21 protein-coding genes and 1 tRNA gene are annotated in these 22,915 nt (G+C 73.2%); 10 read left to right on the forward strand and 12 right to left on the reverse strand.

Features of this window, described 5'->3' with window-relative positions:
• Positions 1 to 96 precede the first annotated feature (96 nt).
• Positions 97 to 1,788 (forward strand): phenylacetic acid degradation protein PaaN, encoded by a 1,692-nt coding sequence (paaN, locus tag ACH4G3_RS13130; protein WP_397624534.1) that lies wholly within the window; start codon positions 97 to 99, stop codon positions 1,786 to 1,788.
• On the opposite strand, the gene ACH4G3_RS13135 is transcribed toward paaN, so the two are convergent.
• From ACH4G3_RS13135 to ACH4G3_RS13145, 3 genes are read right to left on the reverse strand one after another with little or no spacing between them, the layout of a single operon-like run.
• Entirely contained in the window at positions 1,785 to 2,525 is a 741-nt protein-coding gene (locus ACH4G3_RS13135) for a TrmH family RNA methyltransferase (protein WP_397624535.1), read from the reverse strand. The two genes, paaN and ACH4G3_RS13135, sit on opposite strands and share 4 nt — an antisense overlap.
• A complete protein-coding gene (locus ACH4G3_RS13140; protein ID WP_397624536.1) occupies positions 2,522 to 3,733 on the reverse strand; it encodes an HTTM domain-containing protein in 1,212 nt (403 codons plus the stop codon). The genes ACH4G3_RS13135 and ACH4G3_RS13140 overlap by 4 nt, the downstream gene beginning before the upstream one ends.
• On the reverse strand, positions 3,730 to 4,548 hold the full coding sequence (locus ACH4G3_RS13145; protein ID WP_397624537.1) for a DUF5819 family protein: 819 nt from the start codon (positions 4,546 to 4,548) through the stop codon (positions 3,730 to 3,732). Before ACH4G3_RS13145 ends, ACH4G3_RS13140 begins: the two co-directional genes overlap by 4 nt.
• 422 nt (positions 4,549 to 4,970) lie before the next feature.
• Between ACH4G3_RS13145 and ACH4G3_RS13150 the strand changes: the two genes are divergently transcribed.
• Positions 4,971 to 6,104: an acyl-CoA dehydrogenase family protein gene (locus ACH4G3_RS13150; protein ID WP_397624538.1), complete on the forward strand. Its 1,134-nt coding sequence runs from the start codon at positions 4,971 to 4,973 to the stop codon at positions 6,102 to 6,104.
• A 38-nt stretch (positions 6,105 to 6,142) separates the two neighbouring features.
• Here the strand turns inward: ACH4G3_RS13150 and ACH4G3_RS13155 are convergent, their stop codons facing one another.
• The 3 genes from ACH4G3_RS13155 to ACH4G3_RS13165 all read right to left on the reverse strand — a co-directional run bounded on the left by ACH4G3_RS13155 (position 6,143) and on the right by ACH4G3_RS13165 (position 8,954).
• Positions 6,143 to 6,472, reverse strand: coding sequence for a rhodanese-like domain-containing protein (locus tag ACH4G3_RS13155; RefSeq protein ID WP_020273126.1), 330 nt, complete (start codon positions 6,470 to 6,472; stop codon positions 6,143 to 6,145).
• Between the two features lie 65 nt (positions 6,473 to 6,537).
• Positions 6,538 to 7,449: a hypothetical protein gene (locus ACH4G3_RS13160; RefSeq protein WP_397624539.1), complete on the reverse strand. Its 912-nt coding sequence runs from the start codon at positions 7,447 to 7,449 to the stop codon at positions 6,538 to 6,540.
• A 71-nt stretch (positions 7,450 to 7,520) separates the two neighbouring features.
• On the reverse strand, positions 7,521 to 8,954 hold the full coding sequence (locus tag ACH4G3_RS13165; protein WP_397624540.1) for a DUF2252 domain-containing protein: 1,434 nt from the start codon (positions 8,952 to 8,954) through the stop codon (positions 7,521 to 7,523).
• Between the two features lie 38 nt (positions 8,955 to 8,992).
• On the opposite strand from ACH4G3_RS13165, the gene ACH4G3_RS13170 reads away from it, so the two are divergent.
• Positions 8,993 to 9,145, forward strand: coding sequence for a hypothetical protein (locus ACH4G3_RS13170; RefSeq protein WP_397624541.1), 153 nt, complete (start codon positions 8,993 to 8,995; stop codon positions 9,143 to 9,145).
• On the opposite strand, the gene ACH4G3_RS13175 is transcribed toward ACH4G3_RS13170, so the two are convergent.
• A complete protein-coding gene (locus ACH4G3_RS13175) occupies positions 9,142 to 9,849 on the reverse strand; it encodes a ScbR family autoregulator-binding transcription factor (protein ID WP_397624542.1) in 708 nt (235 codons plus the stop codon). The two genes, ACH4G3_RS13170 and ACH4G3_RS13175, sit on opposite strands and share 4 nt — an antisense overlap.
• Before the next feature lie 238 nt (positions 9,850 to 10,087).
• On the opposite strand from ACH4G3_RS13175, the gene ACH4G3_RS13180 reads away from it, so the two are divergent.
• Both ACH4G3_RS13180 and ACH4G3_RS13185 read left to right on the forward strand, forming a co-directional pair.
• Positions 10,088 to 11,098, forward strand: coding sequence for a ScbA/BarX family gamma-butyrolactone biosynthesis protein (locus tag ACH4G3_RS13180; RefSeq protein WP_397624543.1), 1,011 nt, complete (start codon positions 10,088 to 10,090; stop codon positions 11,096 to 11,098).
• On the forward strand, positions 11,095 to 12,030 hold the full coding sequence (locus ACH4G3_RS13185) for an NAD-dependent epimerase/dehydratase family protein (protein ID WP_397624544.1): 936 nt from the start codon (positions 11,095 to 11,097) through the stop codon (positions 12,028 to 12,030). The genes ACH4G3_RS13180 and ACH4G3_RS13185 overlap by 4 nt, the downstream gene beginning before the upstream one ends.
• On the opposite strand, the gene ACH4G3_RS13190 is transcribed toward ACH4G3_RS13185, so the two are convergent.
• The 4 genes from ACH4G3_RS13190 to ACH4G3_RS13205 form a co-directional block, all read right to left on the reverse strand.
• A complete protein-coding gene (locus tag ACH4G3_RS13190; protein WP_397624545.1) occupies positions 11,975 to 13,315 on the reverse strand; it encodes a cytochrome P450 family protein in 1,341 nt (446 codons plus the stop codon). The two genes, ACH4G3_RS13185 and ACH4G3_RS13190, sit on opposite strands and share 56 nt — an antisense overlap.
• A gap of 178 nt (positions 13,316 to 13,493) precedes the next feature.
• Entirely contained in the window at positions 13,494 to 14,189 is a 696-nt protein-coding gene (locus tag ACH4G3_RS13195; protein WP_397624546.1) for a ScbR family autoregulator-binding transcription factor, read from the reverse strand.
• A gap of 845 nt (positions 14,190 to 15,034) precedes the next feature.
• A complete protein-coding gene (locus ACH4G3_RS13200; protein ID WP_243382708.1) occupies positions 15,035 to 15,694 on the reverse strand; it encodes a response regulator transcription factor in 660 nt (219 codons plus the stop codon).
• On the reverse strand, positions 15,684 to 16,928 hold the full coding sequence (locus tag ACH4G3_RS13205) for a sensor histidine kinase (RefSeq protein WP_397624761.1): 1,245 nt from the start codon (positions 16,926 to 16,928) through the stop codon (positions 15,684 to 15,686). The genes ACH4G3_RS13200 and ACH4G3_RS13205 overlap by 11 nt, the downstream gene beginning before the upstream one ends.
• 183 nt (positions 16,929 to 17,111) lie before the next feature.
• Here ACH4G3_RS13205 and ACH4G3_RS13210 point away from each other — a divergent pair, with 183 nt between their 5' ends.
• The 3 genes from ACH4G3_RS13210 to ACH4G3_RS13220 are packed head-to-tail and all read left to right on the forward strand — an operon-like array spanning position 17,112 to position 20,870.
• A complete protein-coding gene (locus ACH4G3_RS13210; protein WP_397624547.1) occupies positions 17,112 to 17,837 on the forward strand; it encodes an ABC transporter ATP-binding protein in 726 nt (241 codons plus the stop codon).
• A complete protein-coding gene (locus tag ACH4G3_RS13215) occupies positions 17,831 to 20,278 on the forward strand; it encodes an FtsX-like permease family protein (RefSeq protein ID WP_397624548.1) in 2,448 nt (815 codons plus the stop codon). The genes ACH4G3_RS13210 and ACH4G3_RS13215 overlap by 7 nt, the downstream gene beginning before the upstream one ends.
• Before the next feature lie 58 nt (positions 20,279 to 20,336).
• Positions 20,337 to 20,870, forward strand: coding sequence for a winged helix-turn-helix transcriptional regulator (locus ACH4G3_RS13220; protein ID WP_397624549.1), 534 nt, complete (start codon positions 20,337 to 20,339; stop codon positions 20,868 to 20,870).
• Between the two features lie 103 nt (positions 20,871 to 20,973).
• Here the strand turns inward: ACH4G3_RS13220 and ACH4G3_RS13225 are convergent.
• A tRNA-Leu gene (locus ACH4G3_RS13225) sits at positions 20,974 to 21,057 on the reverse strand.
• 475 nt (positions 21,058 to 21,532) lie between these two features.
• Here ACH4G3_RS13225 and ACH4G3_RS13230 point away from each other — a divergent pair.
• Positions 21,533 to 22,393 carry an FhaA domain-containing protein gene (locus ACH4G3_RS13230; RefSeq protein ID WP_397624550.1) on the forward strand — a complete coding sequence of 287 codons (861 nt, stop codon included), beginning with the start codon at positions 21,533 to 21,535 and terminating at the stop codon, positions 22,391 to 22,393.
• Between the two features lie 10 nt (positions 22,394 to 22,403).
• Positions 22,404 to 22,913 (forward strand): FHA domain-containing protein FhaB/FipA, encoded by a 510-nt coding sequence (locus tag ACH4G3_RS13235; RefSeq protein ID WP_020273104.1) that lies wholly within the window; start codon positions 22,404 to 22,406, stop codon positions 22,911 to 22,913.
• Positions 22,914 to 22,915: the final 2 nt, after the last annotated feature.

A 22,915-nucleotide genomic window follows, 5' to 3' on the forward strand; every position in this document is an offset into this window, starting at 1 on the left:
TTCGGTTACTCTAGCTCTGTCCGAGTGTTCCTGCCCAGGTTTCTGCCCAGGTCATGAACTCGACGAGGAGTTCTTGAGACGAGGAGTTGGTCACCCATGACCGCCGCACTCTCGGCGCACGAGCTGATCGCCCGGCACCGGTCCACCCTCGACCAGGCGCTGGAAGCGATCCGCACGCGCGCGTACTGGTCCCCCCACCCCGAGCACCCCAAGGCCTACGGGGAGAACGGCAGCCTGGACGCGGCCGCGGGCAAGGCCGCCTTCGACGCCCTGCTCGGCAGCCGCCTCGACCTCGGCCAGCCGGGCACGGACGACTGGGTGGGCGGCGAGACGTCCCCCTACGGCATCGACCTGGGCGTGACGTACCCGCACGCGGACCTCGACGTGCTGCTGCCCGCCATGAAGGCCGGGCAGCGGGCCTGGCGGGACGCGGGCGCCGAGCAGCGTGCGGTGGTCTGCCTGGAGATCCTCAAGCGCATCAGCGACCGGACGCACGAGTTCGCGCACGCGGTCATGCACACCTCCGGCCAGGCCTTCATGATGGCGTTCCAGGCCGGCGGGCCGCACGCGCAGGACCGCGGCCTGGAGGCGGTGGCCTACGCCTACGTGGAGCAGGTGCGCACGCCCGACAACGCCGAGTGGACCAAGCCCCAGGGCAAGCGCGACCCGCTGGCCATGACCAAGCAGTTCACGCCCGTCCCGCGCGGCATCGGCCTGGTGATCGGCTGCAACACCTTCCCGACGTGGAACGGCTACCCGGGCCTGTTCGCCTCCCTCGCCACCGGCAACGCGGTCCTGGTCAAACCCCACCCGCGCGCGGTGCTGCCCCTCGCGCTCACGGTGCAGGTCGCGCGCGAGGTGCTCGCGGAGACCGGCTTCGACCCGAACCTGGTGGCGCTGGCCGCGGAGCGCCCCGGCGAGGGCATCGCCAAGACCCTGGCGACGCGTCCGGAGATCCGGATCATCGACTACACGGGCTCGACCACGTTCGGCGACTGGCTGGAGGCCAACGCCCGCCAGGCCCAGGTCTACACGGAGAAGGCCGGCGTCAACACGGTCGTCGTCCACTCCACGTCCGACTACAAGGGCATGCTCTCCAACCTGGCGTTCTCGCTGTCCCTCTACAGCGGCCAGATGTGCACCACCCCGCAGAACCTGCTCGTCCCCCGGGAGGGCATCGCCACGGACCAGGGCCCCAAGTCGTACGACGAGGTCGTCGCGGATCTCGCCAGGGCGGTGGACGGCCTGCTGGGCGACGACGCCCGGGCCAACGCGCTGCTGGGCGCGATCGTCAACCCGGACGTGAAGGCCCGGCTGGAGGCCGCGGCGGGGCTCGGCGAAGTCGCCCTGGCCTCGCGGGAGATCACCAACCCGGACTTCCCCGGTGCGGTCGTCCGTACGCCGGTGATCGTGAAGCTGGACGGGGCCAAGCCGGACGCGGAGGCCGCGTACATGAGCGAGTGCTTCGGACCGGTCTCCTTCGCCGTGGCGGTCGACTCGGCGGCGGACGCGGCGGAGCTGCTGCGGCGGACCGTGCGTGAGAAGGGTGCGATGACCGTCGGGGCGTACACGACCGACCCGGAGGTCGAGCAGGACGTGCGCGAGGTGTGCCTGGAGGAGGCGGCGCAGCTGTCGCTGAACCTCACGGGTGGCGTGTACGTCAACCAGACGGCCGCGTTCTCCGACTTCCACGGGTCGGGGGGCAACCCGGCGGCGAGTGCGGCGCTGTGCGACGGGGCGTTCGTCGCCAACCGGTTCAGGGTGGTCGAGGTGCGGCGGGAGGCCTAAGCCGCTCCACAGCTCCAGTGGTACAGGGTCATGGCCACGCTGGTCGCCAGGTTGTAGCTGCTGACCTGGGGACGCATAGGCAGGGACAGCAGGTGGTCGGCACGGCCGCGCAGTTCCGGCGACAGGCCGGTGCGTTCCGATCCGAAGGCGAGGACGGCGTCGTCCGGGAGCTTGACGCCCCGGATGTCGTCGCCCGCCGGGTCGAGTGCGAACAGCGGGCCGGGCGGCAGGTCGGACACCTCCAGCCGCTCCACCGCCGTCGCGAAGTGCAGCCCGGCTCCGCCGCGTACGACCGTGGGATGCCAGGGATCGACCGTCCCCGTCGTCACCACGCCCGTCGCCCCGAAGCCGGCGGCCAGGCGGATCACCGCCCCCGCGTTGCCCAGGTTGCGCGGGTTGTCGAGGACCACGACGGGGGCCGTGCGGGGCGTGGCCGCCAGCTTTTCGAGGTGGGAGGCGCGGGACGGCCGTACGGCGAGGGCAGCCACGGCGGTGGGGTGCGGGCGCGGGACGAACGACGCGTACGTCTGGTGCGGCACCTCCGTCAGCAGCCCGGCCAGCGCGTCCCGTACGTCCGGGGCCAGCTCGTCGGCGAGGGCGAGCGTGGCCGCCCGGTCGGCGGTGACGGCGACCGGCACCTCGGCACCGAACCGCACGGCGTGCTTGAGGGCGTGGAAGCCGTCGAGCAGGACGGTGCTGCCGGCGAGCCGGCGCCAGACGGTGACGGGGTCGGTCATGTCCCGAAGCCTACGTGCGTGGCCTCGGGGCGCTCGTGGGTGTGCTGGTCGGGGGCCTGCGAGGGCCCGCCGCGCCGCAGCAGCCGGTCACGGGCGCGTGCCGCCCGGCCGCCCAGGCGGCGCAGGAAGGCCGTCGGCAGGAACACCGCGTCGGCAGCGATCATCGCCAGCGAGAAGAACGGCAGTCCGAGGACGACCGCGATCACGGCGTGCTCGGTGATCATGAGCGCCAGCAGGACGTTCTTCACCCGCCGGTTGAACAGCGTGAACGGGAAGGCGACCTGCACGAGGACCGTCCCGTAGGTCACGAGCATCACCATCGTGCCGCTGGCGGACAGCAGGTCGGCGAGCCCGGGCCAGGGCGAGAAGTACTCCAGGTGGAGCGGGTAGTAGACGGCGGTGCCGTCCTGCCAGCGGGAGCCCTGGATCTTGTACCAGCCGGCCGTCGCGTAGATCAGGCACGCCTCGGCCATGATCACGAGCAGGGCGCCGTTGTGCACGATGTTGGCCACGACATCGAGCATGATTCGCGGCTCACCGGGCTTCGCGCGACGCCCCGTCAGCCACCACAGGGCCTGCGCCGTCCACACGGTCCACAGCAGTGCCGGTATCAGCCGGTCGCCCTCCAGCCGGCCGGCCAGGGTCGCCCCGATCAGCACGAGCCCGAGCACGCCCCACAGGGCCGGGCCGGTCCGGTCCGTGACCCGCTCGCCCCGCGCTTGTGCCGCCCCGGCGCGCACGGCCCGCCGGGCGTCCAGCGACCACACCTGGGCACAGCGCGTGAACACCAGGTAGATCGACATCAGGTGCAGCACGTTGTCGCCGCCGTCGCCCATGAAGACGCTGCGGTTCTGCAGCGACAGCACGCCGACCATGAACAGCACCGACATGGTGCGGGTGCGCCAGCCCAGCATCAGCAGGGCGCTGGCGAGGATCGCGAGCAGGTAGACGCTCTCGAACCAGATCCCGCCGTCCGACCACATGAGAGCGGTGAAGGCCTTGTTGGTCCCGATCAGCTGCTCGGCGAGACCCCAGCTCCAGGGCCCGTCGGGGCCGTAGAGCTCGTGGCGGTGGGGGAACTCGCGCAGCAGGAAGAGCAGCCAGGTCGCGCTGAAGCCGATGCGGATCACGGCCGTCTGGTACGGGCCGAGGGCGGCCTCGGTGACCCGGGCGATACCGCGCGAGACGGCCAGGGAGAAGCGGTTCACCGCACGCCACCCCCGGCCTCGTCCGCCGGCACCGGCCACCACGGCAGTTCGCGGTAGGCCGGCGTCGTGGAGACCTTCTCCCGGCTCCACTTCGGCGGTGGCACGTTGCTGGTGCGGGAGCGGACCTGGACCCGCTCGATCACGCCGGCGCCCCCGGTGGTGGCCCGCACGGCGTCGTCGCGGTCGAGGCGCAGCACCACGATCCGGCGCAGATACGACTCGGAAAGCGAGCCGCGCAGGCCCACCGGGCGGTTCTCGCCGTCGTGCGTCGCGAGGAAGAAGTCCCAGGCGCGGCGCAGCTCGTTCTGCTGGGTGTGGCTGGGCAGCAGGTTGCCGTCGATGGCCCGGCCGTCCTCGGCGGACAGGTCGTACCAGCCGGTGGTCAGCTTCCCGCCTTCCCCGTCCCGGACCTCGGCACGGACCTGTATCGAGATGTTCTGCTGGAGCGGGTTCGGCGCGAAGAGCTTCCAGTTCTGCTCGAACTCCGGATAGATCCAGTCGTCCACGGCCCTGCCGTGCTCCCTGGTGACGGTGTTCGGGGGCGCGACGTGCAGGAACGTCATCCCGAGGTGCACACAGACCCCGACCGCGACGACCGCGAGCGCCAGCGCGACACCGATCTGGTAGCGCAGGGAGAGCGCGGCGATACCGGCGCGGGGTCCGGCGGGCGGGTCCGGCCGGGCGGGCGGGTGCGGTTCGGCAAGCCCGACGGACGGGGTGGGCGCGCCCGACTCGGCAGGGACACCCGGCGCGGCCGGCCCCTCCGGCCCGTCCGGCCCGTGCCGGGCGTTCGAGCCTCCGTCGTACGCGTCCATTCAGCCCCGTTCCACGATCCCGGTCCGTCGTTGTCGTCCGCCCGGTCGCGAGGGCGTCGCACCGCCCGCGCACCGCTGCGCGACGTCGGCACGGGCACCGTACTCAGGCCGCCCACCCGGGCACAGCCTCTTCGGCCGGTTCCGGCCGTGGCCGTCACCACACCACGGAAGCCGGTCCGACGCCGACCCGGAAGTCGATCTGAAGCCGACCGTACGGCGCTCGTGCCGCCCGAGGAGCGGCGATCCCCTGGCCCACAGGTGACCCACGCAGGTTATCCACAGGGCGCCCGGCCAGGTCGCCCAGAGGGGTGACACCCTACGACGCCCGCCCGCACACCCATTCCCTTCTTCTAGAACTTGTTCTACCTTGCGCCCCGTCAGCTCACGTCAGCTCAACGGGACCGGCCGGAAGGACAGGCACCGTGGACTTCACCTTCACCGAGGAGCAGCAGGCGGCGGCCGAGGCGGCGAAGGGCGTGTTCGCCGGGGTCGCGCCGGACGCCGTGCCCAGCCCGGCCCTCACCCCGGGCGCCGTCGCCGACACCTTCGACCGCGGCCTGTGGGCCCGCCTCGCCGAGGCCGACCTGCTGAGCCTGCTGCTGGACGCGCGCTACGGCGGGTCCGGCCTGGACGCGATCGCGCTGTGCCTGGTGCTGCGGGAGTCGGCGCGCGTGCTGGCCAGGGTGCCGCTGCTGGAGAACAGCGCGGCAGCCGCCGCCGTCCAGACCTACGGCAGCGAGGAGGCGAAGGCCGCCCTGCCGGCCCGGGCGGGCCGGGGCGAGCTCGTGCTGACCGTCGCCGCGCACGGCCGCACCGGCCACGACCCGGCGGAGCTCGCCGTCACCGCACGGCAGGACGGTGAGGTGTGGGTGCTGGACGGAGTGCAGACGGCGGTGCCGTGGGCGTACGACGCGGACGTCACGGTCGTCCCCGCCCACACGGAAACGGGCCGGACCGTGCTCGCCCTGGTGCCCCGTGACCAGGACGGGGCCGTCCTCGCCGAACAGTTCTCCACGAGCGGTGAGCGGCTCGGCGAGCTGCGGCTGGAGTCTGCGCGGCTCGCCGCCCGGGACGTGATCGACGCCGACGGGGCGTGGGAGTGGCTGCGGGACCTGCTGGCCACCGGGACGTGTGCGCTGGCGCTCGGGCTCGGGGAGCGCGTGCTGCGGATGACCGGGCAGTACACGAGCGAGCGGGAGCAGTTCGGCTTCCCGATCGCCACCTTCCAAGCGGTCGCCGTGCAGGCCGCCGACCGCTACATCGACCTGCGCGCGATGGAGGCCACGCTGTGGCAGGCCGCGTGGCGGATCTCCTCTGGCGCCCCGGGCGCGCTGCCCGCCGCCGGTGACGTCGCCGTCGCCAAGATCTGGGCGGCGGAGGGCGTACGCCGGGTCGTGCAGAGCGCGCAGCATCTGCACGGCGGGTTCGGCGCCGACGTCGACTACCCCCTGCACCGGTACCACGCCTGGGCCAAGCACCTGGAGCTGTCGCTCGGCCCGGCGGCGGCACACGAGGAGGCCTTGGGCGACCTGCTGGCGGCCCACCCGCTGGCCTGAACCCACCGGCGACCGGGCACTCCAGGACGAAGCGGGTGCTACAGGACGAACCCGGGCTGCCCGTCGTCCGTCACGACGGGACGGCCCGCCGCCTCCCACACCTGCATGCCGCCGTCGACGTTCACGGCGTCGATGCCCTGCTGGGCCAGGTACATCGTGACCTGGGCGGAACGCCCGCCGGAGCGGCAGATCACATGGACCCGGCCGTCCTGCGGGGCGGCCTCGGTCAGCTCGCCGTAGCGGGCGACGAAGTCGCTGATGGGGATGTGCAGCGCCCCTTCGGCGTGACCGGCCTTCCACTCGTCGTCCTCCCGGACGTCCAGCAGGAAGTCGCCGTCCTTGAGGTCCGCGACCTCGACCGTGGGCACACCAGCTCCGAAACTCATGCCTCCGACGCTACCCGAACCGGCGCCCGGCCCGACCGGAACGCGGCTCAGCCGTCGGCGAGCAGCGCGGCCAGCTCCCGCTCCCGCTCGGTGACCTGGGTGACCAGCTGCTGCCCGATCTCGTCCAGGAGGCCGTCCGGGTCGTCCGGGGCCAGCTGGAGCATGTGGCCTATGGCGCTCTCCTCCAGCTCCTTGGCGAGCAGGGCGAGCAGCTCCTTGCGCTGGGCGAGCCATTCGAGGCGGGCGTAGAGCTCCTCGGCGCGGCTCGGGACCCGCTTCAGCTCGGGCCCCTTGGCCCACTCCTGGGCGAGCTCGCGCAGCTCCGCCTCGTCGCCCCGGGCGTAGGCGGCGTTCACCCGGGTGATGAACTCCTCGCGCCGCTCGCGCTCCTTCTCCTCCTGCGCCAGGTCCGGGTGGGCCTTGCGGGCCAGCTCGCGGTAGAGCTTGCGGGCCTCCTCGCTGGGGCGGACCCGCTGCGGGGGCCGGACCGCCTGGTCCGTGAGCATCGCCACGGCCTCCGGGAACAGGCCGCTGTCGTCCATCCAGCCGTGCAGCAGCTCCTCGACGCCGGGGATCGGCGCGAGCCGGGCCCTTGCCTCCTCCGCACGGCGCCGGTCCTCCGCGTCGCCGCTGCGGGCGGCCCTGGCCTCGAGGATCCGGGCGTCCAGCTCCTCCAGCCGGGCGTACAGCGGACCGAGCTTCTGTTCGTGCAGCCGGGAGAAGTTCTCGACCTCGACGCGGAAGGTCTCCACCGCGATCTCGTACTCGATCAGCGCCTGCTCGGCGGCCCGCACGGCCCGCTCCAGCCGCGCCTCGGGCCGCGCCGCCTCTCCTGCGGTCCGCGCCGCGCCGTCCTCGGGGCGAGCCGCGCCGCCCTCGGCACGCGCCGCGTCACCTTCGGGCGTCACCCGTTCCTCACCGGCGCCGCCACCACCCTGCTCAGCTTCCGGGGTCGTCACCCGACCAGCGTAGGCCACGGCCCGACCGCTCCCGCGCCGCGGACCGTCACCCGACCGAGGGTCCTCGGCGGTCACACCCCCATCTCCGCTGCGACCTTTCCCGCCCGTACCGCCGCCACCAGGTCCGCGTGGTCCGCCTCCGTACGGTCCGCACAGGCGACGGCGAACGCGGCCATCGCCTCGTCCAGCTCCTCGCTCTTGCCGCAGTAGCCGGCGATGAGGCGGGGGTCGGCGCTGTGGGCGTGGGCGCGGGCCAGGAGGGCGCCGGTCATCCGGCCGTAGTCGTCTATCTGGTCGGCGGCCAGGGCGGCCGGATCGACACTGCCCTTGCGGTTGCGGAACTGGCGGACCTGGAAGGGGCGCCCGTCGACCGTCGTCCAGCCCAGCAGGATGTCGCTCACGACCTGCATCCGCTTCTGCCCCAGCACGACCCGCCGTCCCTCGTGGCCGGCCGCCGGCACGTCGAAACCTGCCGTCACCAGATGCGGCACCAGCGCCGACGCCCGGGCCTCCTTCACCTGGAGCACCAGCGGCTCGCCCCGGTGGTCCAGGAGCAGCACCACGTAGGACCGGGTGCCGACACTGCCGGTGCCGACGACACGGAACGCCACGTCGTGCACCGCGTGCCGGGCCAGGAGCGGCAGACGGTCCTCCGGCAGCGTGCCGACGTACTCCTCCAGGGACGCCGCCACCGCCGCCGCCTCCTCGTCCGGGACGCGCCGCAGCACCGGCGGGGCGTCGACGAAACGGCGCCCGCCGTCCTCCGTGGCCTCCGTCGACTTGGCGGCGAAGCGGCCGCTGGTGTTCTGGCGGGCCTTCTCGGAGACCCGCTCCAGGGTGCCGAGCAGGTCATGGGCGTCCGTGTGGGAGACGAGCTCCTCGTCCGCGATGGCGTTCCACGCGTCCAGCACCGGGAGCCTCGCCAGCAGCCGCATGGTGCGGCGGTAGGCACCCACCGCGTCACGGGCCGCCTTGCGGCACCGGTCCTCGTCCGCTCCGGCCTCCCGGCCCGCGAGCACCAGGGACGCCGCGAGGCGCTTCACGTCCCACTCCCAGGGGCCGGGCACCGTCTCGTCGAAGTCGTTCAGATCGATGACCAGGCCGCCGCGCGCGTCGCCGTACAGGCCGAAGTTGGCCGCGTGGGCGTCGCCGCAGATCTGGGCCCGGATCCGGGTCATGGGGGTGCGCGCCAGGTCGTGGGCCATGAGGCCCGCGGCGCCGCGCAGGAACGCGAACGGGGTGGCGGCCATGCGGCCCACCCGGATCGGCGTCAGCTCGGGGAGCCGGCCGCGGCCCGACTCCTCGACCGCGCTCACCACGTCGGGCCGGGGCCCGTCAGGATCGAGCGTGGCATGCGCGCTGCGCGGGACCCGCTCGCGCAGGGCCTTGCCCTCGTCCTTGGGCGAGCCCTCGACGGGCCACTCGGCGAAACCGCGCACCCGGGGCAGCCGACGGGCCACCCCGTGCGCCGCCCCGCCCTCGGCCCCAGCACCGTCCCTGGTCACACCGACCGCCTCCCCCGTACGCGCACGAACATCAACTCGTGCCGACCGTACAGCCGACGGCCGAAACGCGTCAGACCCTGTGGACAACTCCACAGCTGTGGACAACCCGTGCGGACCAGACCGCCTCCCAGGACCCCGACACCCAGGCCCCCGCCTCCCAGGCCCCCGTCTCCCAGGTCTCCGTCTCCTAGGCCCCCGTCGAGACCTGCGTCGGCACAGCCCCCTCCTGTACCTGCACCTTCACCGGCCCCTGCACGGGCACCTCCACCTGTCCCTGGGCCAGCACCCGCTCGGCCCGCTCCGCGGAGATGTCGAGCTGGGCCAGCACCGCGGGGACGGCGATGCCCGGCAGGAAGTGTTCGAACATCACGACGATGCGGCGCTCCAGATCCTGGCGCTGGCAGCGCAGCTGGGACAGCAGCTGCACCCCCGAGAAGCTGCCGACCAGCAGCTCCGCCGTCTCCGCCACGTCGACATGCGGCAGCAGTTCGCCCTGCGTCTTCGCCTCGGCCAGCATCTCCACGTTCTGGTCGATCCACATCCGGAACGCCGGGGTGCGGTCGAGGTCCATGGCGCCCTGGTCGAGGGCGAGCCCCACACTGGCGCGAACCAGCGGTTCGGACCGCAGCCGGCGGGCCAGCACCAGCCCGGAGTCGACGAGTTCCTGGAGCTTGCTGGACTGCGGCGGGAGCGTGATCGCGAGCTGCTCCTCGAACACCCCCACCGCCAGCTCCTCCTTGGAACCGAAGTGGAAGTACAGCGCGCCCTTGGTGACGCCCGCCCGGTCCAGGATCTCCCCGATGGTCGCCGAGGTGTAGCCGCGTTCGTCGAAGACGGCCGCGGCCGCTTCAAGGATGGTCCGCCGGGTGCGGATCGCGCGCTCCTGTCGCGCCATCGGGTGCCTCCTGATCTCCGTCGATCCCTGTGAAATCGCTGTGCAGCGGGGGCGCGGGAGCCTGTCCCAGCGGTTTGGCCAACCCTTTGAAAAAAACCGGCTCGTCCGTATCTTAGTCAAACGCCGACTCTCAGCCAGGCAGCCGATCCTGGGGGTTCTCATGCCGCAGTCAGAACCTTTAAGCGCACCCACGGACGATCAGACCGGACAGCGGGGCCGTCCGGCAAACAGAACCGCTGTGGCCGTCGAGAACGCGCCACAAGCCGCCGCCACCGACCCCACAGAACCCCCCGAAGCCCTCGAAGCCCCCTTGGTCACCCCGGTCACCTCGGCCGTGCCGGTCACCAAGGAACTCGCCCACCGCACCGCCGAAGCAGACGTCTTCCCCGTCCGGTGGCGCCGAATCTCCGACACCCGCTTCCGCTTCACCGCTCACTGGCCGGCCGTCCACGCCTTCTTCGGACCCGTGGACGACCGCCACCAGGACCCGATGGTCGTAGGCGAAACGTTGCGGCAGGCCTCGATGGTGCTCGCTCACGCCGAGTTCGGCGCCCCCGCCGACACCCACTTCGTCATGTGGGACCTGACGGTCCACACCGACCCGTCCGCGCTCCTGCTGTCGGACGCGGCGGAACCGGTCGACGTCGACGTCGTGTGCTCAGAGATACGCCGTCGCGGTCGCGGCCTGCACAGCATGCGGACCACGATGGAGTTCCGCCGCGCGGGACGCTTCGTCGCCCGCGGCACCGGCAGCACCGGCTGCACCTCGCCGCTCGCCTACCGCCGTCTGCGGGCCAGGCAGTTGGCCGAAGTGGGCACCCCGGTGCCGCTGCTGCCGGGCATATCACCGGCACTCGCCGGCCGCTCCCGCGCCGAGGACGTCGTCCTCGCCCCCGCCGACCGCCCGGGCGTCTGGCGGCTGCGCGTGGACACCGGCCATCCGGTGCTCTTCCCCCGGCCCAACGACCATGTGCCCGGCATGGTCCTGTTCGAGGCGGCCCGCCAGGCAGCGACCGCCGCGTCCGGCCGGCACCCCTTCCTGCCCCGCTCGATGACGGCGGCCTTCTCCCGGTACGCCGAGCTGCACAGCCCGTGCTGGATCGAGACGGAGATCCTCGACGAGGACCCGCAGGCCCCGCAGGACCCGGGGGAGACGACCGTACGGGTCTCGGGGCGGCAGGACGGCGAGTCCGTCTTCAGCGCCACGCTGACCTGTGCGCAACCGGCCCGGGTACGGTCACCGTCGTGACGGTCGACCTTCTGATCACGGGCGCGAGCGGCTTCGTCGGCAGCCGGGTCGCAGCCGCAGCACACCGGCAACCCGGTGTCCGAGTACGGCACTTGACACGCCGCGGCCACCCGGAAGCCGGCCCCGGCGCGTTCGTCCACGGCGACCTCTGCGACCCGCCCTCCCTGCGCGGCACCTGCGAGGGCACCGACGTCCTGGTGCACTGCGCCACGCGGATCGGCGGCGACGCCGACACCGTCGAGGCCGTCAACGACCTGGGCACGCGAGCCCTGGTCGAGGAGGCCGTGCGCGCCGGGGTGCGCCGGATCGTGTACGTGAGCACGGCCGCCGTGTACGGCCGGGGCCCATTCCGCGGAGTGCGCCCCGGGGAGGTGCCGATCGCGCCCGCGTCGGCCACCAGCCGCACCCGGGCCGCCGCCGAACGGCACGTCCTCGACGCCGGCGGCCTGGTGCTGCGCCCGCACCTCGTCTACGGCGAGGGCGACCGGTGGGTCGTCCCCGGACTGCTGTGGCTGCTGGACGAGTTGTCGGCGACGACCCTCACCGGCTGCGACGCGCTCCAGTCGATGATCGACGTCGACACCCTGGGCCGTGCGGTGGCGGCCGCGGCCCTGTCCCCGGCGCACGACGGCGGTGTGCACCACGTCGGCCACCCCGAGCCGGTGAGCGTCCCGGACCTGCTCGGGGCCGTGCGCACCCTGCGGGAGGAGCCCGGCGGCGGTGCGGCGGTGGACGTCGCCACCGCCCTGGACCGGGCCGCAGGGAAGCCGCTCGCCCTCCACCATCTCGGCATGCTCACGGTCGACCACTGGTTCGTGGACGACGCCTTCTGGAAGGACCTCGACTGCTCGCCCGGCGAGGGGTTCGCGGCCGGCTTCAGGCGCGCGGCACCCTGGTACCGCTCGTTCCTCCAAGGCCGGACAGCTTCCTGATCGCCTCCGCCTCCTCCGGACGCGGACCCGGCTGCGGACCGGGATCGCGGCCGTGCAGCAGCACGGGCAACTCCTGGTGCCCCGTGGAGATGATGGACCGCAGCCGCTGCGGCGGCCGGGACGGATCGGCCAGGGCCAGCCGCGGGAACCGGTCGAACAGGGACGTCAGGGCCACCGTCGCCTCGGCCATGGCCAGGGGGCGGCCCAGGCAGTGGTGCACGCCGTGGCCGAAGGAGACGTGGTCGCGGCTGGTGGACCGGGTGACGTCGAACCGTTCGGCGTCCGGGCCGTGCCGCTCGGGATCGCGTCCGGCACCGGCGAACGACACCACGACCGGATCGCCCTTCGGGATCGTCAGACCTGGCTCGATCTCGATGTCCTCGACGGCGTAGCGCAGTCCCGACATGGCACCGGGCGCCTCGAAGCGCAGCGATTCCTCGATGGCGTCCTCCCAGGTCACCTGCCCGGTGCGGACGAGTTCGAGCTGGTCGGGGTGGGCGAGCAGGCTGTGCACGGTGTTGTCGATGAGGTTGACGGTCGTCTCGAAGCCCGCGGTGAGCAGCAGGATCAGGTTGTCCATCAGCTCCTGTTCGCTGAGGCTGCCGTCGTCGTGCGCCGCCATGAGTGCCGTCGTCAGATCGTCGGCCGGGTGCTCGCGCTTGTACTGGAGGAACGCGGTCAGCGTGCCGTACAGCTCGACCCCGTTGGCCTGGGCGTCCTCCAGGGTGATCGCCGTGTCGAAGAAGCGGTTGATGATGCGGTAGAGGGCCCCGCGCGGACCGTCCTCACCCGGCGGTACGCCGAAGAGTTCGCACACCACCTCGTGCGGTATCGGCGCCGCGAACGACGCGCGCAGGTCGACGACTTCGCCCTCCGGGATCCGCTCCAGGTCGTCCAGCGCCCGGTGGACGATCTCCTGGACGCGCGGCAGCAGCGCGTCGACACGGCGTTTGGTGAAGGCGGCGGCCATCGGTTTGCGCAGCCGGCTGTGGTCGGTGCCGTAGGCCGTGACCATGTTGCGCACCGACACCCAGATCGCGAGCGGCCAGGTACGGGAGATGTCCCCGTTGATCCAGGCCGGCCAGTGCTGGAAGGCGTCCTTGCTCGTCTCGGGGCCGGCCAGGAGCCGTTTGTTCAGCTCCAGGCCGTTGATCCACCATGCCCGTACGCCGCCCGGGAGCTCCACCTCCACGGCCGGTCCCTGGGCCCGGATCCGGGCAATCTCGCCGTAGAGGTCCTGGCCGGACGGGTCGATCGACAGGAAGGGGCAGGCCTGCTGTGCCATGACTCATCGCTCCTTGGTCCAGAGGCTGGGAAACCATCGTGCGATCAGAGTGGCGAAAAAACTTGGCATCCGGTTTGTTTTGGCCACCACTTCACGCACTGTCGGCCATGGGAAGGCCGACCGGGCGTCAGCCGGGATGCGCCGCTAGCTGGGACGCCCCGCTAGCCGGAACGGCCCGCTATCGCAGCGCGAGCCCCGCCCGGCCCGGCGCATTCAACGCCCCGTCCGCCTGGCTGCCGACGTCCGCCTCCGCATGGACCGGCTCGGTCCCGGCCGGGTCTAGCGCGCCGGCCAGCTGCGGTGCGGCCACGCACGGCAGGAGCAGGTGCCACAGGTCGGTCAGCGAGGGGCGGGTGAGCCAGCCGGGGTCCTCCCGGGCCAGCACCTCGATGCCGGTCGTGGCGGCGAGGACGACGGCGCTGGAGCGGTGGGGCGGCATCCCGGCGACGAGTTCGCCCCTGCGCTCCGCTTCGGCCAGCAGCTCGTGCACGCACTCCCGCCACTCCCGGCGCAGGTCACGCACTCTCCCGGCGACCGCCTCGGCGTTGAGCCGCAGCCCCGCGCGCACCACGACGTCGGCGCACAGCAGCCGGGCGACGTGGTGCGTGACGTCCACGAGGCGCTGGAGGGCGCACGCGTCGCCGCCGCGGCCCCGGGCCGCGACCTGGCGCAGGGCGTGGGCGGCCGCGTGCTCGACTGCTTCGGCCACGGCGGCCTTGTTCTCGAAGTGGAAGTGCAGCGCGCCGGAACTGACGCCCGCGCCCGCGCTGATGTCGGCAAGACTGGCCCGGACGTATCCCCGTGCCTCGAACTGCTCGGCCGCCGACCGGATCAGCGCGAGACGGGTCCGGACGGCCCGGTCCTGTTTGGTCACCCCTGGCTCCCGTGGAGGGCTCTGATGGCGACGCAATGAAACCAACTCGCTGGTTTTTGCACAACGCGCCGTTGAGCCGGGGGCATTCGCCCAGCCGTGCCCACCAGGCCCGGGCGGGCCGGGCAGAGATGGCCTCCACCTGGCCGTGCTCGCCAGGCCGGAACGAGACCGAGCGAGGACCTCCGCCCAGCCATCCCCGCCAGGCCCGGCAAGGGGCCGGGCCCAGAGGGCGCTTCGCCCCGCCATCCCGCCAGCCCAGCACGGGACCGACCGAGGACCGTCGCCCGACCATCGCCGCCAGGCCGGCACGACACCGCCGAAAGACTTCGCCCGGCCATCCCCGCCAGGCCCGGGCAAGGGACCGGGCCCAGAGGGCGCTTCGCCCCACCGTCCCCGCCAGCCCGGCACGGGACCGACCGAGGACCGTCGCCCGGCCATCGCCGCCAGGCCCGGGCAAGGGCCGGACCGAGAGGCCGCTTCGCCCCGCCAGCCCAGCACGGGACCGACCGAGGGCCGTCGCCCAACCATCCCCGCCAGGCCGGCACGACACCGCCGAAGGTCTCCGCCCGGCCATCCCCGCGAGGCCCGGACAGGGGCCGGGCCGGGGGCCCTTCACCCCGCCGTCCCCGCCAGCCCCGCACAAGACCGGCCAGGGCCGTCGCCCGGCCATCCCCGCCAGATCCAGGCGGGAGGGAGCCGAGGAGGCCCTCGCGGTCACCCCCACAGCCCCGCACAAGAGACGGCCGAGGACCCACCCCCCGCCCTCCCCGCCACCCCCGGACCCGACAAACCGAAGGTCCCCGCCCGGCCGCCCCCGCCAGGCGAGTGGCCCGTCGCCCACCCGCCTACGCCCGCAAATACGCCAGCACGGCCAGCACCCGGCGATGGGTCTCGACCGCCGGTGGCAGGTCCAGCTTGGTGAGGATGCCGGAGACGTGCTTGCCCACGGCCGCCTCGGAGACGACCAGTTCGCGGGCGATCGCGCTGTTGGACCTGCCCTCCGCGATCAGCGCCAGCACCTCCCGCTCACGCGGCGTGAGCCGCTCCAGCGGATCGCGGCGGCGGCGCAGCAACTGCCGTACGACCTCGGGGTCGACGACCGTGCCGCCGTCGGCCACCTCTCCGAGCGCCTCGACGAACTCCTCGACCTGGCCGACCCGGTCCTTGAGCAGATAGCCGACGCCCGTGCCGTCACCGGAGTCCAGCAGCTCGGCGGCGTACCGGCGCTGCACGTACTGGCTGAGGACCAGAACGGGCAACGTGGGCCGCTCCCCGCGCAGCCGTACCGCCGCGTGCAGGCCCTCGTCCTGGAAGCCGGGCGGCATCCGCACGTCCGTCACGACCACGTCGGGGGCGTGCTCCCCGACGGCCGCGATCAGTGCCTCGGCGTCCCCCACGGCCGCGACGACCTCGTGTCCGCAGCGGCCGAGCAGCCCGACGAGCCCGTCCCGCAGCAGCACGCTGTCCTCGGCCAGTACCACCCGCAGCGGTCGCTCAACTCGCAGGGCCACAAGGGATCTCCACACGCAGCAGGGTCGGTCCGCCGGGCGGACTGGACAGGGAGAGTCTGCCATCGAGCACCGACACCCGGTCGGCGAGTCCGGTCAGCCCGCTGCCCTGCCCTGCCCGCGCACCACCGCGCCCGTCGTCGCGGATCTGCAGGACCAGCCGACCGTCGCGGTGCCCGCCGCTCACCTCCGCCCGGCTCGCCCCGCTGTGCCTGCCCACGTTGGCGAGCGCCTCGCACACCACGAAGTACGCGGCGGCCTCGACGGCCTGGGAGAACCGCCCGGGCAGCTCCAGATCGATGTCCACAGGCACGGCCGAGCGGTCGGCGGCGTCGGCGACGGCCGCTTCGAGGCCGTAGTCGGCGAGGACCTTGGGGTGGATGCCGTGGATGAGCTCGCGCAGTTCCGCGAGGGCCGTGCCCGCCTGCTCGTGGGCCTTGGCGAGCTGCTCGGCCAGCGGGCCCGGCGGGGCGTCCAGCCGGGCCAGGCCGAGCGTCATCGTCAGGGCGACGAGCCGCTGTTGCGCCCCGTCGTGCAGATCGCGCTCGATCCGCCGCCGTTCCGCCTCGAAGGCGTCCACCAACCGCACCCGGGAACGCGCCAGTTCGACCACCCTGGCCCCCAGGTCGGCCTCGCGCGGGGCGATCAGCAGCCGCGCCAGCCCGGCCCGCGCACCGGCGGCGACGCCCAGCAGGTAGGCGCCCACGGCGAGCAGGAGCAGTCCGAGGACGGCGAACCCGACGGCGGCCGGCCAGGTGGTGACCAGCCACACCTTGAGTACCTTCGCCTCTCCGAGGACGGCCATGAGCAGCGGAGTCGCCACCACGGAGAGCGGCCCCAGCAGGAAGACGCTGAAGGCGAGAGCGTCGACCGGCCACAACAGCCCCGCGAACAGCAGGGCGTGGCCCAGCTCCCGCCAGGTGGCCCGCTCCCGCAACCGGGTCGACAGCCAGGCCCGCAGCCCGGGCTCCCCGGGCGTCTCGTGCGGGTCGGACGCCCGCTCCGCGTCGACCAGCCGCAGCCGGAACCGCTCGAGAGCCGCCACCGGAATGCCCGCCAGGGCCGTCCCCAGCAGCAGGGGCAGCCCCACCAGCGCGAGGGCGAGCACTCCGCCGGCCGCCACCGAGACCACGATCCCCACGAGCACGACGGCACCGGTCACCGCGCCGGTGAGCAGGTATCCGGCCGACCGCCACGGCCACGCCCGCAGCAGATAGCCGGGGCTCGACATGGCCTGCCACACGTTCCGAGGATGCATGGGGATCACCGTAGAAGCGGGCCGGGGCCGCGGCCATGTGCTCAGGCGGAGGCCGGAGGGTATGCCTGGCCCTACCCCAGGTCTAGGCCCCGCCGCACTGCGCCGGCCCGCCCCCACCCGGTTTCGTGGAAGCGACACCGACACCAGGGGGAACCCATGACACACGACGCCATCCGGCTGGACTCCGTCACCAGGGCATACGGACCCGTGACCGCACTCGACGACGTCACCCTGGCGTTCCCCGCCGGGTCCTTCACCGCCGTCATGGGCCCCTCGGGCTCCGGCAAGTCGACCCTGCTCCAGTGTGCCGCCGGCCTGGACCGGCCCACCTCCGGCTCGGTCATCCTCGCCGGCACCGAACTGGCCGGGCTGAGCGAGCGTCGGCTGACCCTGCTGCGCCGCGAGCGCGTCGGATTCGTCTTCCAGGCGTTCAACCTGCTGCCCTCGCTGACCGCCGAGCAGAACGTCGCCCTGCCCCTGCGGCTGGCCGGCCGGCGCGTCCCGAGGGCCCGGGTGCGCCAGGCGCTCCAGCAGGTCGGCCTCGCCGAACGAGCCCGGCACAGACCGTCCCGGCTCTCCGGCGGACAGCAGCAACGCGTCGCCCTGGCCCGCGCGTTGATCACCCGCCCCGACGTACTGTTCGCCGACGAACCGACCGGCGCCCTGGACACCCGGACCGGCCGCGAGGTGCTCGGGCTGCTGCGCGGCATGGTCGACCGCGAGGGCCAGACGGTCGTCATGGTCACGCACGACCCGGTGGCCGCCGCCCACGCCGACCGCGTGCTGTTCCTCGTGGACGGGCGCGTCCACGGGGAGTTGACCGCTCCGAGCGCCGACACCGTCGCCGCGCGCATGACCCGACTGGAGGCCGTGCCGTGCTGAGCATCGCCCTGCGCACCCTGCGCACCCGCTGGGCCACCTTCACCGGCAGCTTCGTCGCGCTGTCGCTGGGCGTGGCGCTGCTCACCGTGACGGGCCTGGCCCTGGCCTCGTCGGCCACCGCTCCGGAGCGCGCCCCCGAACGCTTCGCGGCGGCGCCCGTGGTCGTCAAGGGCCAGGACACGCTGCGCGTACCGACCCCGATCGGCAACCGCGAGTCCCGGCTCGCCCACCCGCGCCCCCTCCCCGCGACGACCGTCGCCCAGTTGCGGAAGCTGGGCCCGGTCGTGGCGGACAGGTCCTTCGCCGTCCGCGCCACGAAAGCCGCTCACGCCCCCACGGACCTCGTCGGCCACCCCTGGTCCACCGCCGCGTTCGCCCCCTACGACCTCGCCGCCGGAAGGGCCCCACGTGCCGCCGACGAGGTCGCCGTCACCGGCGACTGGACGCGCCCGGGCCGGCAGCTCCACACCGACCGGGGGCCGGTACGCGTCGTCGGCACACTCACCTCGCGCGGCTTCGAGAACGCCGTGTTCTTCACCGACGCCCGCGCGGCGCAACTGTGCCCCTCGGTCACACAGTTGGCAGTCGAGGCCGAACCCGCAGTCGTACGCGAGGCCGTGGGCGACGGCGCCCAGGTCCTCACTGGGAACGCCCGTCGGCTCGCCGACGCCGACCCCGGCCGGGACGGCGAGGCCCTCACGGCGATGAACTCCCTGTTCGGCACCGCCGGCGGCGTCACCGCCTTCGTGTCGGTCTTCGTCGTGGCGTCGACGTTCGCCTTCGCGGTCGCCCAGCGGCGCCGGGAGTTCGCCCTGCTGCGCACCGCCGGTGCCACCCCGGGCCAGATCCGCCGGAGCGTCCTCACCGAGGCCCTCGCCGTCGGCGCCCTCGCCTCGGCCACCGGCTGCGCCCTCGGCTCCCACGCAGCGCCCCGCCTCGCGGCCTGGGTCGTCGGCAACGGCCTCGCCCCGGCCTGGTTCACCATCGGCGACCACACCTGGCCGTACCACGCGGCCTTCTGGACCGGCCTGCTCGTCGCACTGTGCGGAGCGACCGCGGCGTCCTGGCGGGCCGGCCGCACCGGCCCGACCGAGGCACTGCGCGAGGCCGCGGCAGAGGGCAGGACGATCACCCGGGGCCGCCTGCTGTACGGCACGGCCCTGCTGCTGACGGCCGCGGTGACCCTGGGCCTGTCCCTGGCCGGAGACCCGGCCGACCTGCTGCACCGCAAGTCCTACATCAGCCGCCCGATGCTGCTGATCACCGCGGCCGCCCTGCTCTCCCCGCTGGTGCTGCGCCCCCTGACCCGGCTGCTGACGCGGCTGCCGGGTGCCTGCGCCATGCTGGTCCGCGAGAACGCCGCCGCCGGGATGCGCCGCACCGCCGCGCTCGCGGCGCCCGTCCTGGTCACCGTCGCCCTCGCGGGTTCCCTGCTCGGCGCGACCGCGACCCTGAACCGGGCGAAGACCGCCGAGACGAGCGAGCGCACCACCGCCGCCTTCGTCGTGACCCCGCCCGCCGGCACCGGCTTCGACGAGTCCGCCCTGCGCCGGCTGCGCGCCGTCCGGGGCACCGAGATGTCGCCGACGTCGTCGACGGCCGTCCACGTCCTGGACGACGACGTCGCCCTCATCCGCTCCGAGGCCCGTGCCGCCACCCCCGGCCCGCTCGCGGCCACCACCCGCCTCCCGCTGGCCGCCGGCGCGGTGAGCGACCTCGACGACGACTCGATCATCGTCAACGAGGAGTGGCAGCGGCACCGGGTGGGCGACCGGGTCCGGGTCTGGCTCGGCGACGGAACACCGCGCACCCTGCGGATCGCCGCGGTGATGACCACCGGCACCGGCGACAACGGGGTCTACGTCACCCCGCGCAACGCCCCCGGCGCCACGGTCGACCGGATCGACGTGGCCCTGACCGCCGACGCGGACCCGGAAACCGTCGCCACAGCCCTCCACCAGGCACTCGGCGCCGGGAACGGCCAGGTCCTCACCCGGGCGGAATGGATCCGGGCCACCCACCCCGAGACCAAACGCACCACCCGCCTCGGCCTCCTGCTGGTCCTCGGCATCGCCCTCCTCTACACGGGCATCTCCGTGGCCAACACCATGGTCATGGCGACGTCCGACCGGGCCCGCGACCTGGCCGTACTGCGGCTGGCCGGAGCCACCCGGTGGCAGGTCCTGCGGCTGACCGGCGCCGAGGCCCTGACGGTCGTGGCGGCCGGCGCCCTCCTCGGCCTCCTGGTCGCCGCCGTCAACCTGGCCGGCATGGCGAGCGCCCTCGCCCTGCTGTCGGCCCCGGCCGCGATCGAGCTCCCGTGGCAGGCCCTCGGCACGACCACAGCCGTCTGCGCCCTCCTCGCCACGGCCTCGGCACTCGCCCCGGCCGCCCTGGCCCTGCGCCGCCGCCCGGCGGAACTGGCGGGCGTACGGGAGTGACGGGCACAGGGACGCCGAGGCCGGTCCATCTCATGATGAAACCGATAACCTGGCAGCCGTGAAACGGACCTCGTTCGACACCTGGCCCTGCTCCATCGCCCGCACCGCCGACATCCTGGGCGACGCCTGGAGCCTGCTGGTGCTGCGCGAGGTCTTCTACGGCGAATCCCGCTTCGACGGCTTCATCGGCTCGCTCGGCATCGCCCGCAACACCCTCACCGACCGGCTGCGGCGCCTGGAGTCCGAGGGCCTGCTGCGGCGGCAGGCCTACCAGAGCGACCCGGTCCGCCACGAGTACCTGCTGACGGACAAGGGCCGCGACTTCTTCGGCGTACTCGCCGCGATCAACGCCTGGGGCGACCGCTGGCTGGCCGGCGACGAGGGCGCCCCGGTCGTCCTGCACCACACGCCGTGCGACCACGACACCGAGGCCCGGGTCGTCTGCTCCTCCTGCGGCGAGCCGCTGCGCCACCAGGACATGTCCGCCCGCACCGGCCCCGGCTACCCGGCCCGCCTCCTCGACGCCCCCGCCGTACGCGAACGCTTCGCCCCCGGCCGGTCGCTGGGGGACGCCCGGGCCAACCAGGCCTGAGAGCTTCCTCACACGCGTGCAACCCACGGGCGCCGCGAGACAACCGTCACATCCGCGGACACGAGAAAGGGCGGCATCTGAACGATGCCGCCCTCTCAGGGGGTGCGCGAGGGGGGAGTTGAACCCCCACGCCCTTGCGGGCACTGGAACCTGAATCCAGCGCGTCTGCCTATTCCGCCACCCGCGCATTGGGTGTGTCGTGGGCTCCTGCCCCTGGGGGGCCTGGCGCCTTCCGACACCCAGAACATTAGCACGCGGGACGGGGTGGATTCACATCCGTTCTTCCGCAGGCAGACCCGCCTCCGAACCTTCGGTGCCCCGGCCACGTATCAACGCGTGGCGCTTCACGTATCAACCTCGTACCGGTACCCCCCGTCTCCCCAGGAGGCGGTAGGGGTCCACAGCCGGGTGCGGGACACTGGTCTTCAGCCGCCTCTACGATCCTTGTCAGGAGTACGAGAGAGCGGTTGTGCGGCAGCCGTAGCACCGGAGGAGTTCGAAGGGGAGCTCCACAGGGAACTTCGTCATGCGTCGACACCCGTCGGCCGTGCTGACAGGGGGAACCAGCCGATCGAGCGGCGCGTGGATACGATCAGTAAGCAGTACCAGGCAAGCGGCCCGCAGGGCAGTACACAGGACGGCAGCGACGGAGGAGGTGCCCCATGGGAGTCCTGAAGAAGTTCGAGCAGCGTCTCGAAGGTCTGGTCAACGGCACCTTCGCCAAGGTGTTCAAGTCCGAGGTCCAGCCCGTGGAGATCGCCGGCGCGCTCCAGCGCGAGTGCGACAACAACGCCACCATCTGGAACCGCGACCGGACGGTCGTGCCCAACGACTTCATCGTGGAGCTGAGCACGCCGGACTTCGAGCGGCTCAGCCCCTACTCCGGCCAGCTCGGTGACGAGCTCGCCGGCATGGTGCGTGACTACGCCAAGCAGCAGCGCTACACCTTCATGGGCCCGATCAAGGTGCACCTGGAGAAGGCCGACGACCTGGACACCGGTCTGTACCGGGTGCGCAGCCGTACGCTCGCCTCCTCCAGCAGCCAGCAGGCCCCGTCGGGCGCCGCGCCCGCCGCCCCGCCCGCCGGACGTCCCGGCGGCTACGGCTATCCGCCGGCCGCCGCGCCCGCGGGCGCCCCGCCCATGCCGGCCGCGCCGCCGCCCGGCGGCCGCCCCGGCGGGTACGGCTACCCGCAGCCCGCGGGCGGCCAGCGGCCCCCGGCCGCCCCGGCGGCCGGCGGACGCACCCGCCACTGGATCGAGATCAACGGCACGCGCCATCAGATCTCCCGCCCGACGCTGGTGCTGGGCCGCAGCACCGACGCCGACGTGCGGATCGACGACCCCGGCGTCTCCCGCCGGCACTGCGAGATCCGGACCGGAACGCCCTCGACGATCCAGGATCTCGGATCCACCAACGGCATCGTGGTGGACGGGCAGCACACCACCCGCGCTACGCTCCGCGACGGCTCGCGGATCGTCGTGGGCAGTACCACCATCATTTACCGGCAAGCCGAAGGGTGAAGCGGGGGCAATGTCAGAGCTGACCCTCACGGTCATGCGGCTGGGTTTCCTGGCCGTACTGTGGCTGTTCGTGATCGTGGCCGTGCAGGTCATCCGGAGCGACCTGTTCGGTACGCGCGTCACCCAGCGCGGATCGCGACGGGAGGCCGGCCGGCAGCAGCAGGCCGCCCGCCAGGCCCCGCCGCAGCAGCGCCAGCAGTCCGGCGGCGGCCGCCGCGGCCGTAACGCCCCCACCAAGCTGGTCGTGACCGAGGGCACCCTCACCGGTACCACGGTCGCGCTCCAGGGCCAGACCATCACCCTGGGCCGGGCGCACGACTCGACGATCGTGCTGGACGACGACTACGCCTCCAGCCGCCATGCCAGGATCTACCCGGACCGCGACGGCCAGTGGATCGTCGAGGACCTCGGCTCCACCAACGGCACGTACCTGGACCGGAACCGGCTGACGACTCCCACACCGATTGCGCTGGGCGCGCCGATCCGCATCGGCAAGACCGTCATCGAGCTGCGGAAGTAGTG

The organism is Streptomyces afghaniensis (genome assembly GCF_044327915.1).
Classification (GTDB): Bacteria; Actinomycetota; Actinomycetes; order Streptomycetales; family Streptomycetaceae; genus Streptomyces; species Streptomyces afghaniensis.

Excerpts from the sequence above, each read along its gene's own strand:
- ACH4G3_RS13210 (WP_397624547.1), top strand. The coding sequence starts at position 17,112 with ATGACACACGACGCCATCCGGCTGGACTCCGTCACCAGGGCATACGGA.
- ACH4G3_RS13190 (WP_397624545.1), bottom strand. The coding sequence starts at position 13,315 with ATGGCACAGCAGGCCTGCCCCTTCCTGTCGATCGACCCGTCCGGCCAG.
- paaN (WP_397624534.1), top strand. The coding sequence starts at position 97 with ATGACCGCCGCACTCTCGGCGCACGAGCTGATCGCCCGGCACCGGTCC.
- ACH4G3_RS13205 (WP_397624761.1), bottom strand. The coding sequence starts at position 16,928 with ATGTCGAGCCCCGGCTATCTGCTGCGGGCGTGGCCGTGGCGGTCGGCC.
- ACH4G3_RS13145 (WP_397624537.1), bottom strand. The coding sequence starts at position 4,548 with ATGGACGCGTACGACGGAGGCTCGAACGCCCGGCACGGGCCGGACGGG.
- ACH4G3_RS13235 (WP_020273104.1), top strand. The coding sequence starts at position 22,404 with ATGTCAGAGCTGACCCTCACGGTCATGCGGCTGGGTTTCCTGGCCGTA.
- ACH4G3_RS13135 (WP_397624535.1), bottom strand. The coding sequence starts at position 2,525 with ATGACCGACCCCGTCACCGTCTGGCGCCGGCTCGCCGGCAGCACCGTC.
- ACH4G3_RS13175 (WP_397624542.1), bottom strand. The coding sequence starts at position 9,849 with ATGGCGCGACAGGAGCGCGCGATCCGCACCCGGCGGACCATCCTTGAA.
- ACH4G3_RS13230 (WP_397624550.1), top strand. The coding sequence starts at position 21,533 with ATGGGAGTCCTGAAGAAGTTCGAGCAGCGTCTCGAAGGTCTGGTCAAC.